Annotated in this window: 13 protein-coding genes and 1 riboswitch; of the genes, 6 read left to right on the top strand and 7 right to left on the bottom strand. The window is 63.5% G+C overall.

Annotated elements, in window-relative coordinates:
• Nucleotides 1-60 precede the first annotated feature (60 nt).
• The 4 genes from ERC79_RS07760 to ERC79_RS07775 all read left to right on the top strand — a co-directional run bounded on the left by ERC79_RS07760 (nt 61) and on the right by ERC79_RS07775 (nt 3943).
• Entirely contained in the window at nt 61-729 is a 669-nt protein-coding gene (locus ERC79_RS07760; protein ID WP_131577128.1) for an RraA family protein, read from the top strand.
• Nucleotides 729-2033, top strand: coding sequence for an alanine racemase (locus tag ERC79_RS07765; protein ID WP_131577130.1), 1305 nt, complete (start codon nt 729-731; stop codon nt 2031-2033). Before ERC79_RS07760 ends, ERC79_RS07765 begins: the two co-directional genes overlap by 1 nt.
• Before the next feature lie 99 nt (nt 2034-2132).
• Complete coding sequence (locus ERC79_RS07770) at nt 2133-2555, top strand: Rid family hydrolase (RefSeq protein WP_131577132.1); 423 nt, start codon at nt 2133-2135, stop codon at nt 2553-2555.
• A complete protein-coding gene (locus tag ERC79_RS07775; protein ID WP_131577134.1) occupies nt 2552-3943 on the top strand; it encodes a gluconate:H+ symporter in 1392 nt (463 codons plus the stop codon). Before ERC79_RS07770 ends, ERC79_RS07775 begins: the two co-directional genes overlap by 4 nt.
• Nucleotides 3944-4146: 203 nt before the next feature.
• Here ERC79_RS07775 and ERC79_RS07780 read toward each other — a convergent pair whose 3' ends face one another.
• Complete coding sequence (locus ERC79_RS07780; RefSeq protein ID WP_131580855.1) at nt 4147-4899, bottom strand: IclR family transcriptional regulator; 753 nt, start codon at nt 4897-4899, stop codon at nt 4147-4149.
• A 4-nt stretch (nt 4900-4903) separates the two neighbouring features.
• Entirely contained in the window at nt 4904-6007 is a 1104-nt protein-coding gene (locus ERC79_RS07785; protein ID WP_347563582.1) for a sugar kinase, read from the bottom strand.
• Between the two features lie 216 nt (nt 6008-6223).
• Between ERC79_RS07785 and ERC79_RS07790 the strand changes: the two genes are divergently transcribed.
• Both ERC79_RS07790 and ERC79_RS07795 read left to right on the top strand, forming a co-directional pair.
• Nucleotides 6224-7846 carry a D-aminoacylase gene (locus ERC79_RS07790; RefSeq protein ID WP_131577138.1) on the top strand — a complete coding sequence of 541 codons (1623 nt, stop codon included), beginning with the start codon at nt 6224-6226 and terminating at the stop codon, nt 7844-7846.
• On the top strand, nt 7843-8484 hold the full coding sequence (locus ERC79_RS07795) for a bifunctional 4-hydroxy-2-oxoglutarate aldolase/2-dehydro-3-deoxy-phosphogluconate aldolase (RefSeq protein WP_131577140.1): 642 nt from the start codon (nt 7843-7845) through the stop codon (nt 8482-8484). The genes ERC79_RS07790 and ERC79_RS07795 overlap by 4 nt, the downstream gene beginning before the upstream one ends.
• Before the next feature lie 58 nt (nt 8485-8542).
• Here ERC79_RS07795 and ERC79_RS07800 read toward each other — a convergent pair whose 3' ends face one another.
• The 5 genes from ERC79_RS07800 to gcvP all read right to left on the bottom strand — a co-directional run bounded on the left by ERC79_RS07800 (nt 8543) and on the right by gcvP (nt 15596).
• Nucleotides 8543-9925: an L-serine ammonia-lyase gene (locus tag ERC79_RS07800; protein WP_131577142.1), complete on the bottom strand. Its 1383-nt coding sequence runs from the start codon at nt 9923-9925 to the stop codon at nt 8543-8545.
• A gap of 3 nt (nt 9926-9928) precedes the next feature.
• Nucleotides 9929-11200: a serine hydroxymethyltransferase gene (gene glyA, locus ERC79_RS07805; protein ID WP_131577144.1), complete on the bottom strand. Its 1272-nt coding sequence runs from the start codon at nt 11198-11200 to the stop codon at nt 9929-9931.
• On the bottom strand, nt 11197-11601 hold the full coding sequence (gene gcvH / locus ERC79_RS07810; RefSeq protein ID WP_131577146.1) for a glycine cleavage system protein GcvH: 405 nt from the start codon (nt 11599-11601) through the stop codon (nt 11197-11199). Before gcvH ends, glyA begins: the two co-directional genes overlap by 4 nt.
• Nucleotides 11602-11685: 84 nt before the next feature.
• The gene (gcvT, locus tag ERC79_RS07815; RefSeq protein ID WP_131577148.1) at nt 11686-12801 is read right to left on the bottom strand and encodes a glycine cleavage system aminomethyltransferase GcvT; all 1116 of its coding nucleotides are present in this window, start codon (nt 12799-12801) and stop codon (nt 11686-11688) included.
• On the bottom strand, nt 12798-15596 hold the full coding sequence (gene gcvP, locus ERC79_RS07820; protein ID WP_242676858.1) for an aminomethyl-transferring glycine dehydrogenase: 2799 nt from the start codon (nt 15594-15596) through the stop codon (nt 12798-12800). The genes gcvT and gcvP overlap by 4 nt, the downstream gene beginning before the upstream one ends.
• Nucleotides 15597-15849: 253 nt before the next feature.
• A riboswitch (glycine riboswitch) is annotated at nt 15850-15941 on the bottom strand.
• Nucleotides 15942-16277 lie beyond the last annotated feature (336 nt).

Here is a 16277-nt window from a genome sequence, read left to right on the forward strand (position 1 = left end):
ACCACTATAGCAAAAACGCCAATCGATTGACGATTAGCGATGAAACGATTGAGGTATGCGATGACCGACCATCCCTGCGAGTCCATCGATCTGGAACGCGTGCGATCAGAACTGACGGCGTCTGTGATCTGCGACGCACTCGACGGTCTCGGCTTGCGGAGACAAGCGCTCGGTACCGGGATCGCGCCGCTGGAGAATCATCACGTCATGGCGGGTTTTGCCTTCCCCGTCGCCATTCAGCGTGTCTACGACGTTCCGGCCGCACCGTTTCGCGGGCTTGTATCCGCATTGGACGCAATAGGTCACGATGAGATCTTCGTGACCCCCACTGCCCGGGCGACGGACCTGGCGGTGTGGGGCGAATTGCTCTCCAATGTGAGCCGCACCCGCGGCGCAGTAGGCGCGCTGACGGACGGCCTGGTGCGCGACACCCGACAGACCAGGGAGGTCGGCTTTCCGGTCTTCTCCGCGGGCACGATTCCGTACGACAGCATGGGCCGGCACGAAATCGTGTCGCACCGGACACCCTGCTTGATCGATGGCGTGCGTATCGAGCCGGGGGACTTGATATTCGGCGATTCCGATGGCGTCGTCGTCGTTCCGTCCGCGCGAGCAGCAGAAGTGGTTGCGAGTGCCTTTACGAAGCGCGCCAGCGAGCGCCAGTTCATCGATGCGGTGCTGGGAGGGTCCACCGCGACCGCGGCCTACGCCAAGTACGGAGTCCTGTGATGAACCGAGAACGCCTGGCCGCCCTGGACGCCTACGTAATCGACAGCACCGTGAAGGGGTTTCCCGTTCTCCCCGGCGGTACGACCGTGCAGGATTTCTCGGCAGGCGGCCCCTCCCTGTTCGATGCAGGGTTCCTTCCTCCGATCATGGTGCTGAGGGACAGTGCCCTACGCACGAACATCTCGACGATGGCCGACTTCTGCCGTCGGCACGGTGTCCTGTTCGCGCCGCACGGAAAGACCATGATGGCTCCGCAGCTCGTGCAGCGACAGCTCGATGCCGGCGCCTGGGCCGTCACAGTTGCGACCCCGTCGCAGGCACGAATGTATCGGTCGTTCGGTGCCAGCCGCATCCTGCTCGCGAACGAACTCGTCGACCCTGCAGCGGTCGCCTGGCTGATGACCGAAATGGACGCCGACCCAGGGTTCGAGTTTCTCTGCTATGTCGACTCCGTAGCGGGGGTCGAGCTGTTGGCGGGTGCCTTGGACACCATCCCAGGATCGAATCAGTTACAGGTACTGATCGAGGTGGGCGCCCCGGGGGGCAGGACCGGAAACCGGACTTCGACCGGTGTGATGGCAGTTGCGAACCGCGCCGCCGAGATCCCGCGGCTGAAGGTGCGTGGCGTCTCCGGCTTCGAAGGCGTGCTTGCTCACCACGCTGATGAGGCTTCGTTGGAGGTCATCCGCGGATACCTGCGCGAGTTGCGTTCAGTTGCGGAAGCAGTCCGGCAGGTACTGGGTCCAGTCGACGACCCGAATCCTGTCGAGCCCTTCCTCGTCTCGGCCGGTGGGAGCGCGTACTTCGACCTTGTCGCCGACGAGTTGACGCGTGGCTGGGATTCGGACCAGGTCCAGGTCGTAGTTCGTAGTGGCGCCTACCTCACCCACGACTCGGAGTACTTCGCCGAGCTCTCCCCTTTCAGCCGATCCCCACTGAACGAGCCGGAACAACCCGGCCTGACCGCAGCGATCGAGATCTGGGGGTCCGTGCTGTCCATACCGGAACCCGGATTGGCCCTGGTCGGAGCCGGTAAACGTGACGTTCCGTACGACATTCATCTGCCGCTCGCCGAGGCGGTCCGGCGCCGGGACGGCAGCACTGTCGACCTACGCGGCATTGTCGTCGAGGAGGTCAACGACCAGCACGCGTATCTGCGCGGCGACGTCCGGGGGCAGCTGGAGGTCGGGGACTGGGTGCGATTCGGAATCTCGCATCCCTGCACCGCTTTCGACAAATGGAAGCTCATCCCGGTGGTAGACGACGACCACCGCGTCATCGACTGTGTTCAGACCTTCTTCTGAATCGATTCTCCTGACCTGCACCGATTCAAGGGTGCAGTTGTACGCACTTGCGCCGCAATGCATGCGGCGATCACTACATCCTGAATGCGAGGGATCAAAATGAGTAAACGTCAAGTATCGACCACCAAGGCTGCCGCCCCCGGAGCCTTCTACTCGCAGGCCATTGTGGCCAACGGGTTTCTCTATACCGCGGGCTTGGGTCCGCAGCATCCGGAGACCGGTGAGATCGTCGGCACCACCGTTGCCGACCAAACCGAACAAACGATCAAGAACCTAGAGGCGGTCCTGGCTGTGGAGGGTCTCGACCTGTCCGATGTGGTGAAGGCAACCGTGCATCTGGCCGATCTCGCGCAGGACTTCCGTGCGTTCGACAAGGTCTATCGTCATCATTTCCCTGCGCCGCTTCCCGCTCGAACGACTGTGGGATCCGAATTGTGGGGGATTCGCGTCGAGATCGACGTCGTCGCAGCTCTGCGTCCTGAGCTGGACTCGCCACCGCAACCGCGCCAGGAGTCTCGATGACGGAAACCCTCGCCGGGGTGCTCGCCGCGCCCGGCAATACGTGGACCACCCAGGACACCACGCTGATCCTCTGGGCGATGTTCTCCATCGCAGTGGCGGTCGTGCTGATCCTTCGTTTCAAAGTTCATGCGTTCGTCGCTCTGACCATTGCAACACTGCTTCTGGGCTTCACCGCCGGCCTCAGTACCAGCAAGATCGTCGGGACATTCGAAGCCGGAATGGGGGCGACGCTCGGGGCGATCGCCGGGCTCGTGGTCCTCGGCTCCATTCTCGGAAAGCTCATGGCCGATTCCGGCGGGACCGATGTCATCGTCGAACGGCTGCTCCACCGCGCTCGACCTCGGGCTGTTCCCTGGTTGATGGCTCTGATCGCGATCATCATCGGTATCCCGCTGTTCTTCGAGGTTGGGTTCGTACTGATGATCCCGATCATCTTTGCGGTAAGCCATCGGATCGGTGGATCACCGATGAAGGTGGCAATTCCTGCCTTTGCGGCACTATCGGTTCTCCACGGCTTGGTTCCACCACATCCGGGCCCACTGATCGCAATCAAGGCGCTGGAAGCAGACCTCGGTAAGACGTTGGTCTACGGACTCATCGTCGCAATTCCTGTAGCGATCATCGCCGGGCCGATCTTCGGTAACTTCATCTCCAAGACGGTCAATCCGACTCTCCCGAAGGCGATGGTCGAGGAGTTTCTGAGCCGAGAGAAGGCCCAGAACCCGCCATCATTCGGGATTGCTCTCGGCACATTGCTCCTGCCCGTGCTGCTGATGCTCTTCAAGACAGTCGTGGATTTCAGCACCGAGGAGGGCACCGGTGGAATTCGGGCGTTTGCCGAGTTCATAGGCGATCCCCTCATCGCGATGCTCATCGCGGTCATCGTCGCGATGTTCACCTTCGGAATCCTCCGGGGCACCGGTGCTACCCGTCTCACCGAACTCGTCGGCAGTGCCTTCCCGCCGATTGCGGCGGTAACGCTCATCGTCGGCGCGGGCGGCGCCTTCAAACAGATGCTGCTCGATACCGGAGTCGGTGACGCCATCGGAAAGGCCGCCGAATCCTCGCAGATGTCACCCCTACTCCTTGCGTGGCTCACCGCTGTAGCGATTCGCTTCGCGACCGGCTCGGCCACGGTCGCCACCGTGACTGCTGCCGGAATCATGGTTCCCGTGATGGCTCAGGTTCAAGGGACCGAGCCCGCCCTGGTCGTTCTGGCAATCGGTGCCGGGTCGCTCTTCTTCTCCTTCAACGACGCAGGTATCTGGCTCGTGAAGGAGTACATGGGTACCAGCCTCATCGACACATTCAAGACGTGGTCCGTCATGGAAACACTCATCTCCGTTTCGGGACTGGCGGGCGTGATGGTGCTCGGTTTGATCGTCTGACCATCCCCGGTCACCCGCACAGTGCAGACATGTGCGGGTGACCGATGGTCCATGACGCAAGTCGAACGAGAGTGACTGCACACGAACAGCTCTCACCGCTCACGGTCCTCCAGAAGGGAGGGCGACGAGCACGCAGATGGTGCGAATTGCAGGTTCCGACGAGCGCCGACGGCATCGGCTGCAAAACAGTTCTGAAATCTACTTCAGGAGCTGTGCGAGCGGTAGCCGCAGTCGGCCGAGATTGCCGCGGCCACGGCGTGCAGTGGTTCCAACAATTCGAGGAGTTGTTCGTAGCCGAGTACCACGTTCGGGACCGACACCGACACAGCGGCGAGCACTCGCCCCGTGGCGCCGCGGACGGGCACGGCGATGCAGTTTATCGACGGCTCGTTCTCTTCCTTGTCGTGCGCCCACCCCTGCCGTCGAACGAGTTCGATCTCCGCAAGAAAGCCCTCCGGGGTTGTGATCGTATTCGCAGTCCTGCGGGTAAAGTCCATGGACGCCACGGTGCTTCGTAGTACGGCATCAGGAAGGTCGGCCAGGATCACTTTGGCGACGGCCGTCGAATTGAGATTGGCCAGTAGGCCGATACGCGAGTACATCCGAATCTGGTCGTGAGATTCGAACTTGTCGATGTACACCACGTTCCCGGATTCAGCAGCTGCCAAATGAGTTGTTCTACCGTACTTTTCATTGAACCCGGCGAGGTGCGGCGACGCTATCTGGCGGATCTCTCGCTGATCGATCGCCTGTTCGGACAATTCGAAAATTCGAGAACCGAGGTGGTATCGGTTGTTGTTGTCCCGGAATGTGAACCGCGCTTCGGTCAATGTTCGAAGCAGTCGGAGCACCGTCGTCTTGTGGACCCCGGTCGCCTCAGCGAGTGTGTCGAGATTGGCCGGGCCTTGACCCAGCTGAACCAGTAGGTGCAGTGCACGAGCAACACTTTGACTCATCGAACTAATCCCCCGAGGTTTCGGTCGCGACGAATCCACTGGAATCGACTCGCGTTGTGGCCCAGACCGATTCTGGGCAGGACAGAAGTTCGGCGACAACCTCGGCTGGCGGCTGCGGCGCGGAGTCGAACTCGACCGTGAGGGTAGCGGCAGCGCCGATATGGCCTCGGCGCAAGCACTGTCCGACCTCTTCGCCCAGTGCCATCCCGGCGAGAAACCCGGCGGCGAAAGCATCTCCGGCGCCAATGGGTTCGACAACGTCCACCGTCAGCGCCGGAACGAAGTCGATGCGGCCTGCGATGTCGACCGCGAGTGCACCCCGCGCTCCGTCCTTGATCACCAGCATCCGGGGACCGGGCAGAATCCGTCGCAGCGCAGCAGGATCCTCCGATCCGAATACCCGGACAGCTTCGTCGGCGCCGACGAAGACGATGTCGGCGAGCCTCGCCAACTCGACGACCATCCCGGGATCGCCGTGCGGCCATAGCTGTTCGCGCCAGTTCACGTCGAAGCTGATCAGTGCCCCTGAGCTCTCCCTCTCGCCGACCAGGCGCTGCATCAACGCGGCACAGGATTCCGAGAGAGCGGCCGTGATACCACTGCAATGGATCACGGTAGCCCGATGGAGGACGCGCCGCACCGGGCCTTGATCGAGGAACTGCGGGCCCATGGCGGAGGCGGCAGAGCCAGCGCGGTGGTACTCGCTTTCCGTGCAGTGCTCGCCTTCGGGGTCAACTGACTTCCGTTTGCGGTAATAGCCCGTCGGGCGGTCCGGGTCGGATTCAACCGCCGACACATCAACACCGCGCCGACCGAGCTCGGACCGAATGAGATCGCCATACGCGTCCTTACCGACCCTCCCAACCCACGAGGTAGGGATGCCTCGCGCTGCTAGACCGGCCGCGACGTTGGCCTCCGCTCCCCCAAGATGAGCGGTGGCCGGATTTGCATCTGCAGCTTCATCACAGACCAGTACCAGTGCCTCTCCGAGGCAGACGACCCGATGGGTGTCGACGGGAGTGAAGGTCGAAAGTTGCACGCGTCGTTCCTCTGCCATCGGATGATTCGACAAAGCGCCCGGCGCGCAGTGGGATTCGCGGAGGGCCATTGACGATGGTTCGACTCAATGCTAAACATGGCGTAGACAAAATGCAATGTAGATTGCGCATAATGCAACGATGCAGTTCCAGGCGGTTTTCCGTTTTCAAAATCGCCCTGTACTGATTCGACCAACCAAGTCGGCGGATGTCGATGCGTGTCGGCACCAACGCAGCCGATCCGTTCCTGATCAATCTGTAACCGACCTTCATTCCGAGGATTCGAGATGACGACCACACTCATCCGCTCCGCCACAGTTGTCGACGGCACCGAGACCCCTCGCTACCGTGCCGATGTACTCGTGGCCGGTGACAAAATCGCCGAGATCTTTCCGCGGGCAGCCGACCAGTCCGCCGTGAGCCCGGCCGCTGATCGGGTCATCGATGCCGAGGGGCAGGTACTGGCACCCGGATTCATCGACATGCACGCTCACTCCGATCTTCAGATTCTCCTCAACCCACTGCACCCGGCACGGATCACCCAGGGAGTGACAACAGAGGTGCTCGGGCAGGACGGGCTGTCCTACGCTCCTGTCACCGACGATGTCCTTGCCGTGGTGCGCCGGAAGATCGCGGGCTGGAACACCGACCCGGAGGATTTCGACTTCTGCTGGCGGTCGGTCGGCGAGTACCTCGACCGGCTCGATCTGGGCGTTGCCACCAATGTTGCCTACCTGGTGCCACACGGAGTCGTACGGGCGCTCGTAGTGGGATGGGACGACCGGCCGGCATCCGCAAACGAGATCGTTGCAATGAAAGAGATTGTCGCCCAGGCAATGCGGGAAGGAGCGGTGGGGTTGTCCGCGGGACTCACCTACACGCCCGGCATGTACGCCGACAACGACGAGTTGCTGGCATTGTGTGAGACCGTCGCCGACTACGGCGGCTATTTCTCTCCGCATCATCGTTCGTACGGAGCGGGCGCGATCGAGGCATACGCAGAAATGGTCGAGCTCGCCACCAGGTCAGGCTGTGCCCTCCACCTGGCCCATGCCACCCTGAACTTCGGCCCGAACAAGAATCGAGCACCAGAACTACTGGCGCTGCTCGACAGAGCGACAGCTGATGGTACAGACATAAGCCTTGACACCTACCCGTATCTTCCGGGCGCCACCACGCTCTCTGCGATCTTACCGAGTTGGGCTTCGTCCGGTGGGCCCGAGGAGACTCTGTCCAGGTTGTCGGACCCCCTCTCGCTGAGGAGAATCCGTGAAGATCTCGAAGTCAACGGTTCGGACGGCTGCCACGGTGTGACAGCAGAGTGGGACACGATCGAGATCAGCGGAGTCGAGGATGCCCGGCTCGGGGATTATGTAGGCCACACAATCGCGCAGATCGCGGAACACGAAGGCCGGCCTCCCTTTGATGTCTGTGTCGAGATCCTCATCCGCGATCAGCTGGGCACGGGGATTCTGCAGCATGTGGGTCACGAAGAGAACGTCCGGGCGATCATGCACCATCCGAGACATACCGGCGGCAGCGACGGACTGTTGATCGGCGCGAAACCCCACCCGCGAGCATGGGGTACCTTCGCGCGGTATCTGGGCCATTACAGCCGCGACCTCGGATTGATGTCACTCGAGGAGTGCGTTGGCCATCTGACCGGCCGCGCCGCGTCCCGGTTGCGCCTGACAGACCGCGGTCTCGTCCGTAGCGGTTTCGCGGCGGACCTGGTGATCTTCGACCCGGAAGCGATTTCCGACACCGCAACCTATGCGGAGCCACGGCAAGCGGCGGTGGGTATCTCGCATGTGTTCGTCCGCGGCCAGCTCGCGCTCGACAACGGAGTTCTGACCGGCGCTCTGGCCGGGAGATCTCTGCGGCGCCACGAGGGAGGATTCGTCAAGTGACGGAGATCGACATTCTGCGACACGACCAGGTCTTGGCAGTGGTACGCGCCAACCGCATTCCCGATACATCCGAACTGTGCCGGGCCCTTGTAGCAGGGGGAATCAGAACGGTGGAACTCACCTTCACCACTCCCGATGTCGTGCAGCACATCAGCGGTGCCGTAGCTGCCGCAACGCAGGTCGGTGCGATTCTCGGTGTCGGCACTGTGATGACCGACGATCAGGCACGCGCCGCTATCGATGCGGGAGCGCGATTCCTGGTCACTCCGGGAATCCGCCCCGGTGTTGCGAAGGTCGCCACCGACCGAGCAGTCCCCGTGTTCCTCGGCGCCTTCACACCAACCGAGGTTGCGATGGCGGTGGATCTCGGGGCGACCGCTGTCAAGATCTTTCCTGCTCGCACGTTGGGTCCCGGCCACTTGTCAGATCTGCACGGGCCTTACCCCGATGTCGAACTGGTCCCGTCCGGCGGAATCAACGAGCACAATGCCCATGCCTACCTGGAAGCGGGCGCACTAGCGGTCTGCGCGGGGACCAGCGTCGTCCCTCCCGCCAGTGTCGAGGCGGGGGCCTGGAGCGACATCACCGATCGGGCAAAGGCATTCGTAGCAGAGCTGCGATCCCGGCAGAGTAGCTGAGTCATTCGGCCCACACTCGTGATCGAAGTGCGGGTACATCCGACCGTGGCCAGACGGGTCAACACTCGACGAGGTTCACCGAGACGTTGACGGCAAGGCCACCCATTGACGTCTCCTTGTACTTCGAGCTCATGTCGGCTCCGGTGGACCGCATCGTTTCGATCACCTGGTCCAGGCTGACACGGTGGGTTCCGTCTCCACGCAATGCCATTCGGGCCGCGTTTATAGCCTTGCCGGCAGAGATGGCGTTACGCTCGATGCAAGGGATCTGGACGAGCCCGCCGATCGGATCGCAGGTGAGCCCGAGACTGTGCTCCATGGCGATCTCGGCAGCATTCTCGACTTGCTCTGGTGTGCCGCCTAGTATCTCGGCGAGTCCTGCGGCTGCCATGGATGCAGCCGATCCGACTTCGCCCTGGCACCCGACCTCTGCTCCGGAGATCGATGCTCGCTCCTTGTAGAGCGATCCGATCGCCCCAGCGGCCAGGAGAAATCGGATCGCGGTCTCGTCCGGGTCGCTTCGGCCTGCCGAAGTGTAGTGAGCCGCATAGTGGAGGACGGCGGGGATGATCCCGGCCGCGCCGTTGGTCGGAGCGGTGACAACGCGACCGCCAGAAGCGTTCTCCTCGTTGACAGCCAGCGCAACAAGGTTCACCCAGTCCTCGGCGTACGCCGGGCTCCGGTCCGGGTCCTCGGCGGCGAGTCGCTCATACCAGTCCTTCGCCCGGCGACGCACCTGAAGATTCCCAGGCAAGTAGCCACCGCGAGAAATTCCTCGTCTCTCACACGCGACCATCACGTCGCGAATGTGCAGGAGGCGAGCCCTGACCTGATGTTCGCTCCAGCGCACACACTCGTACGCAAGCATCACATCGCTGATGGTGACACCGAAGTGGTCTGTGAGGCCGAGCAATTCACGCCCCGATTCAAAGGAGAACTCAGTAGCGGGCGGAGCCAATCGGGTGTCGGACTCATCGGCAGTGACGACGAACCCGCCGCCGACCGAGTAGTAGGTCTGCGTGTACACATCGCGATCGTCGCGGCCTGTCGCGGTCAGCGTCATCGCATTGGGGTGGAAGTCGAGGAAAGTGAGCGGGTGCAGGACGATCTCGGACTCGGTGAGCAGGACGTCCACAACTCCCCCGAGCCGAATCCCGCGCGCGGCCCTCACCTCGGCGAGCCGTCGCTCCATGACGTCGGGTTCGATCGTTGCTGGTTGGTTGCCCTCGAGTCCGAGGAGGATGGCGGACATGGTTCCGTGCCCCGCGCCGGTGGCAGCGAGGGATCCGTACAGGTCCACCCGGACACCCGCGACATCGGCGAACAGTCCGTGCTCGTCGAGATGGGCGACAAACCGGACAGCCGCCCGCATGGGACCGACCGTGTGTGAACTCGACGGTCCGATACCGACTGAAAACAATTCGAACACACTAATTGTCATCGGTTACAGCTCCGGGTAGAGAGGGTACTTGTCGGCGAGCACGCGCACCTTCTGCGCCAGTTCGGAGGTCTCAGTCCCCTTGTCCGAGTTGATGAGTGCGCGGGCAATGAGATCAGCGACAACCCCGAAGTCCGCACGGTCGAATCCGCGCGCCGCCAACGCGGGGGTCCCGATCCGCAGGCCAGAGGTCACCATCGGCGGTCGCGGGTCGAAGGGGACCGCATTGCGGTTGACGGTGATTCCGATCGCTTCGAGACAGTCCTCGGCCTGTCGGCCGTTGATGGCGGCATTGCGCAGGTCGACGAGCACCAGATGGACATCAGTGCCGCCGGTCAGGACGCTGATACCAGCTCCCGTCACGTCGGGTCGGCTGAGGCGCTCGGCAAGCACTTTCGCGCCGTCGAGGACGCGCTGCTGACGCTCGGCGAACGCGGGCTCCGATGCCATCTTGAATGCCGTTGCCTTGCCAGCGATTACGTGTTCGAGCGGGCCACCTTGCTGGCCCGGGAACACGGCCGAGTCGATCTTCTTGGCGATATCGGCGTCGTTGGTGAGGATGATGCCGCCGCGCGGTCCGCCGAGGGTCTTGTGCGTCGTCGACGTCACTACGTGCGCATGCGGCACCGGCGACGGATGCAACCCCGTGGCGACCAGGCCGGCAAAATGCGCCATGTCGACCATCAGATACGCACCGACCTCGTCCGTGATCTCGCGGAACCGGGCGAAGTCGAGGTGACGCGGGTAGGCGGACCATCCCGCAATGATCAGCTGCGGACGGTGCTCGCGCGCCGCCGCGGCGACGGCATCCATGTCGATCAGGTGATCGTGCTCCGACACGCCATAGGCTGCGACGTTGTACAGCTTGCCGGAGAAGTTCAGCCGCATACCGTGCGTAAGGTGCCCACCATCGGCGAGGGACAGCCCCAGGATGGTGTCGCCCGGTTTGATCAGGGCATGCATCACCGACGCGTTCGCAGTGGCACCCGAATGCGGTTGCACGTTGGCGAATTCGGCGCCGAACAGCGCCTTGGTGCGATCTATCGCGATCTGCTCGATCGCGTCGACGTGCTCGCAGCCGCCGTAGTAGCGGCGACCGGGGTAGCCTTCGGCATACTTGTTGGTGAGGACCGAGCCCTGTGCCTCCATAACCGCGAGCGGGGCATGGTTCTCCGAGGCGATCATCTCGAGTCCGGTGCGTTGGCGTTCGAGCTCCTTGCCGATCAGCGCGGCGATCTCCGGGTCGAAGTCCGCCAGATGGTGGTCAAGGACGCTCATGCGTCGACTCCATTCTTCTCGGCATACTCGGCGGCGGTGAGCAGCTCACCGGCGTCGGTCGGCTGAACCGCGAACAGCCAGCCCTCCCCGTATGGGTCGGCGGAGACGAGCTCGGGGCTGTCAACGGCGGCGGTGTTGACGAGCGTTACCCGGCCGCTGACCGGTGGGTACAGATCGGAAACAGTCTTGGTCGACTCGACCTCGCCGCACGCTTCGCCGACGACGACGGTCGACCCCACTTCTGGAAGCTCGACGAAAACGAGCTCGCCGAGTGAGTCGACGGCAATCGAGGTGACGCCGACGCGGACCGGGTTGTCGGGCAGCGGATGACCCGGGTGGATAGCGACCCATTCGTGGTCAGCGGTGTAGCTGCGGTCATTGGGAAAAGCGTTGGAAGACATGAGAACACCTAACGGTTGTGGGCTTCGGTCACGAATCAGTGACAGCGGGCGAGGCGATCCGAGCGGAGCGCGGGGCGAACCGGATCAGGAGCGGCGATAGAACGGCGCCGGTGTGACGGTGAATCGCTCGAGCTTGCCGCGGATGTCGACGGTGACGGCGGTGCCAGGTTCACTGTGCACGACGTCGACGAAAGCGAGTGCGATCGGGTGCCCCAGCGTCGGAGACAACGCACCCGAGGTGACAGTGCCTATGTGCAGGTCACCGGCCGCGTCGTGCACGGTGTAGTCGGCGCGGGCCGCGCGGCGTCCGGTCCCGGCGAGCCCCACGAGGCGGCGCTGCGGTGCCGTTTCCGACAACGCCTGTAGGGCGTCGCGGCCGACGAAGTCCTTGTTCAGGCGGACGACCTTGGCGAGCCCGGCCTCATACGGGTTGGTATCGAGGGTGAGCTCATGGCCGTAGAGCGCCATCCCGGCCTCGAGTCGCAGCGTATCGCGGCACGCGAGTCCGGCTGCTGCGCCGCCCCGTTCGATCGTCGCAGCCAATAGCGCCCGCCATAGCCGCACGGCGCCGGCATTCGGCACGTACAGCTCGAAGCCATCTTCACCGGTGTAGCCGGTCCGGGCGAGCAGTACCTGCAGGCCCGCTACCTCCGCGGAGGCAACCGTGTAGTACCTCAGGTCGTCGACGAGCTGAGCCTGCTCGTCCTGGACTAGGGCGGTGACGATGTCCTGGGACGCCGGCCCCTGGACCGCAATCAACGCTGTCTCGATCGAAAGGTCGGTGACAGCAACCGCGAATCCCTGAGCCCGCGCGGACAGTTCACCGTAAACCGCCGGCGAGTTGGCGGCGTTGGCGACGACGAGGAAGTGATCATCGGCAAGCCGGTAAACGATGAGATCATCTATCACCCCACCGTCGACGTTGCACAGCAACGAGTACTTGGCACGACCGACCCCGATCTTCGACAGTTCACCGACCAGCGCGTAGTCCAGCAGAACTCCGGCATCGGCCCCCCGGATGCCGATCTCCCCCATGTGGGAGAGGTCGAACAGGCCCGCGGTAGTACGGACCGCTCGGTGTTCTGCCAGTTCACTGTCGTACTTGAGCGGCATCTGCCAGCCGGCGAAATCTGTGAAACTCGCACCAAGGGTGGTGTGCTCGGCGAGAAGCGGTGACACTGGGGGCACTCCAATGGTCATGCGAATGCCTCCTGCTTCGGTGCGGTATCGGCGACGGTCTCGAAGGCCTCGGGCGTCGGGCACGAGCAGACGAGATTGCGGTCGCCGTGGACGCCGTCGATACGGCGGACCGGTGACCAGTACTTGCCGGCATGCAGGGAAGCGATCGGGTAGGCCGCCGTGCGCCGCGGGTAGGGCAGGTCCCAGGTATCGGCGGTCACCTGCTCCGCGGTGTGCGGCGCCTGACGCAGCGGACTGCGCTCGAGCGGCCACACGCCTTCGTCGACGAGGTCGATCTCGCGGCGGATGGCAATCATCGCCTCGATGAAACGGTCCAGTTCGGCGAGGTTCTCGGATTCCGTGGGTTCCAGCATCAAGGTTCCATTGACTGGGAAGGACAACGTTGGGGCATGGAATCCGTAGTCGATCAACCGCTTGGCTACGTCTTCGGCGGTCACGCCTGTGGCCCTGGTAAGTGGGCGCAGATCGAGGATGCACTCGTGCGCGACCAGTCCGGACGGGCCTGTGTAGAGCACAGGAAAGTGCGCATCGAGTGACTTCGCGAGATAGTTGGCCGCGAGGACCGCCTTCTTGGTTGCCTCGGTCAGCCCGTCGGGACCCATCAAGGCGATGTACGCCCAGGTGATCGGGAGGATTCCGGCTGATCCATAGTTGGCAGCCGAGACGGGAGCACCGAGTTGATCGGCGCGAACGGGGTTGCCCGGCAAGAAGGGGGCCAAGTGCTTGCGCACTGCGACTGGGCCGACGCCAGGTCCGCCGCCGCCGTGCGGGATGCAGAACGTCTTGTGCAGGTTCAGGTGCGATACGTCACCGCCGAACTGGCCCGGCCGGGCCAGACCGACGAGGGCGTTCAGATTGGCGCCGTCGACGTAGACTTGCCCGCCGGCGACATGCACGAGGTCGCACACCGTCTGTACGTCCGTCTCGTACACGCCGTGGGTAGACGGGTAGGTGAGCATGATCGCCGCGACCCTACCTTCATGTGCGGCGATCTTGGTTCGGAGGTCGTCGAGATCGATGTTCCCATTGTCCGCAGTCGCGACCACCACGACCCGCATGCCCGCCAACACAGCAGACGCGGCGTTGGTGCCGTGCGCGGACTGCGGGATCAAACAGACGTCCCGGTCGGTCTCACCGAGGCTCTCGTGGTAACTGCTGATCGCGAGCAAACCGGCGAGTTCGCCCTGGGATCCAGCGTTGGGCTGCAACGAGACTCGGTCGTAGCCGGTGATCTCGCTCAGCCAACGCTCCAGGCCGCGGATCAGCTGCAGGTAGCCACTGGCCTGATCCACCGGTGCGTACGGATGGATGGAGGCGAACCCGGGCCAGCTGATCGGTTCCATCTCCACCGCGGAATTCAGCTTCATCGTGCACGAGCCGAGCGGGATCATCGTCCGATCGAGCGCGAGGTCCTTGTCGGAGAGTGCGCGCAGGTACCGGAGCATCGAGGTCTCGGATCGATGCGCGTGGAAGACATCGTGCCGCAGGTAGGCCGTCGTCCGCAGCAACGAGGCGTCGAGCGCGAACGCCGACGAGATCTGCACCTCGGCGCCGAACACGGTAAGAACCCGGGCCACGATGTCGTCGGTGGTGCACTCGTCGCACGCGATCGCGACATGATCAGCGTCGACCATTCGGAGGTTGATGCCGCCCCGATCGGCACGGTCGACTATCTGACGAGCGGAGTCGGGGACGCGTACGAGGACAGTATCGAAGAAGCTGTCGTGCACGATGTCGTGGCCTGCAGCGCGAATACCGGCCGCTAGTGCCCTCGCGTGCTTGTGGACGCGTTCGGCGATGGCGCGTAACCCTTCCGGGCCGTGGTAAACGGCGTACATGGCGGCGAGGTTCGCCAGCAGGGCCTGGGCTGTGCAGATGTTGCTGGTTGCCTTGTCTCGGCGGATGTGCTGCTCACGGGTTTGCAGCGCGAGTCGGTAAGCGGGATTTCCGTCGACGTCTACCGAGACGCCGACCAGGCGCCCGGGCAGCATCCGTTCCAGCCCATCACGCACGGCCATGAAGCCGGCGTGGGGGCCGCCGAAGAACAATGGGACACCGAAACGCTGGGCAGAACCAACCGCGATGTCCGCACCCTGCTCCCCCGGGGGCGTGAGGAGGGTCAGCGACAGCAGGTCGGCAGCAACGGTGGTCAGCACTCCGCGCTCCTTCGCCTCCGCGATCACGGGTGCGAGATCTCGGACCACGCCGGTGGATCCCGGCGCCTGCAGCACCAAGCCGAAGAAGTCACCTTCGGGAATTCCATCGGTCAGGTCGGCCACCTCGACAGCGATACCGACGGCCTTGGCGCGACCGCGAACTACCGCCAGGGTCTGCGGTAGCGTATCGGCGTCGATGACCACCCGCGGCGTTGACGACTTGGCTTTGTTCGCCCTACGCATCAGCAGCACTGCTTCCATCACTGCGGTCGCTTCGTCGAGCAGCGAGGCACCCGCCAGCGGCAACGCGGTGAGCTCCTCGATCACTGTCTGGAACGTCAGCAACGCCTCCAGCCGGCCCTGGGAGATCTCCGGCTGGTACGGCGTGTAGGCCGTGTACCAGGCTGGGGACTCGAGGAGGTTTCGGCGCAGCACCGCGGGAGTGACGGTGTCGTGGTACCCGAGCCCGATCATCTGCACACGGGTCTCGTTGCGATCGGCTAGTGCGCGCAGGTCGGCGAGAACCTGCTGTTCACTCCGAGCTTCCGGTAAGTCGAGAGCCCGATTGCTGCGGATCTGTTCGGGTACAGCGGAATCGATGAGTGCGTCGAGACTGTCATATCCGAGGGTGGCGAGCATGTGCCGAGTCGCCGGCACGTTCGGGCCGATGTGGCGGGCGGGAAACTCTCCGATGAGTTGGGCGCCATCGCGTGTCTGGTCGAACAAGAGATACTCCGGTTTCGGTGGTGTCCGGACCGCACCGGACAACGACTAGGAACACCTCCCCGCTCTGTCCTTGGCACCTGAGAGTCTGGACGCACCGCATCACGCGGCACGCTCTACACCTTCGGTAAGGCCCGGCCGCGAGACCGGTCCTGTTCTCCAGAGTTGCCTCTGCGCTGCGGTACTGGGGCCTGAGAGATTCCTGGGGAGGAGTTTGCTCCTACGGCGCCTCCGTCATGGAGGTTCTCCCGCTGCGCGTCGACGGCGTATTCACTTGTGATGCGGCCCACTGTACACACAGCGCGGCCGGGTGTCCCTTCCCCGATCCGCGATTGCGCCCTTTGCAAGCAAGCCCCAAGTCCGATTCCCGTTTTATCGCTTGGTTTTTCGTTCCCGTAGCTAGGCGAGCGCGAGCGTCCGATACGTCCCGGTCCTCGAGCCAGGCCCGCTGGTTCTTCACCTGATCGCGGACCTCGCCTGCGGTGACCCGGAGAACCGCCCTCTGAATCCGCTGGTGCCCAACGTGTCCCAGGCCTGGGGACAGACATGACCAAACGATTCGCAGGAACGACTCGACAAGCAGATCCTGCGGGACGG

The organism is Rhodococcus sp. ABRD24 (genome assembly GCF_004328705.1).
GTDB lineage: Bacteria > Actinomycetota > Actinomycetes > Mycobacteriales > Mycobacteriaceae > Prescottella.

Coding starts and splice junctions, on each gene's coding strand:
- ERC79_RS07780 (WP_131580855.1), bottom strand. CDS start 4,899: ATGAGTCAAAGTGTTGCTCGTGCACTGCACCTACTGGTTCAGCTGGGT.
- ERC79_RS07800 (WP_131577142.1), bottom strand. CDS start 9,925: ATGACAATTAGTGTGTTCGAATTGTTTTCAGTCGGTATCGGACCGTCG.
- ERC79_RS07790 (WP_131577138.1), top strand. CDS start 6,224: ATGACGACCACACTCATCCGCTCCGCCACAGTTGTCGACGGCACCGAG.
- ERC79_RS07765 (WP_131577130.1), top strand. CDS start 729: ATGAACCGAGAACGCCTGGCCGCCCTGGACGCCTACGTAATCGACAGC.
- ERC79_RS07785 (WP_347563582.1), bottom strand. CDS start 6,007: ATGGCCCTCCGCGAATCCCACTGCGCGCCGGGCGCTTTGTCGAATCAT.
- gcvH (WP_131577146.1), bottom strand. CDS start 11,601: ATGTCTTCCAACGCTTTTCCCAATGACCGCAGCTACACCGCTGACCAC.
- ERC79_RS07760 (WP_131577128.1), top strand. CDS start 61: ATGACCGACCATCCCTGCGAGTCCATCGATCTGGAACGCGTGCGATCA.
- gcvP (WP_242676858.1), bottom strand. CDS start 15,596: ATGCTCGCCACCCTCGGATATGACAGTCTCGACGCACTCATCGATTCC.
- ERC79_RS07775 (WP_131577134.1), top strand. CDS start 2,552: ATGACGGAAACCCTCGCCGGGGTGCTCGCCGCGCCCGGCAATACGTGG.
- gcvT (WP_131577148.1), bottom strand. CDS start 12,801: ATGACCATTGGAGTGCCCCCAGTGTCACCGCTTCTCGCCGAGCACACC.
- ERC79_RS07770 (WP_131577132.1), top strand. CDS start 2,133: ATGAGTAAACGTCAAGTATCGACCACCAAGGCTGCCGCCCCCGGAGCC.
- glyA (WP_131577144.1), bottom strand. CDS start 11,200: ATGAGCGTCCTTGACCACCATCTGGCGGACTTCGACCCGGAGATCGCC.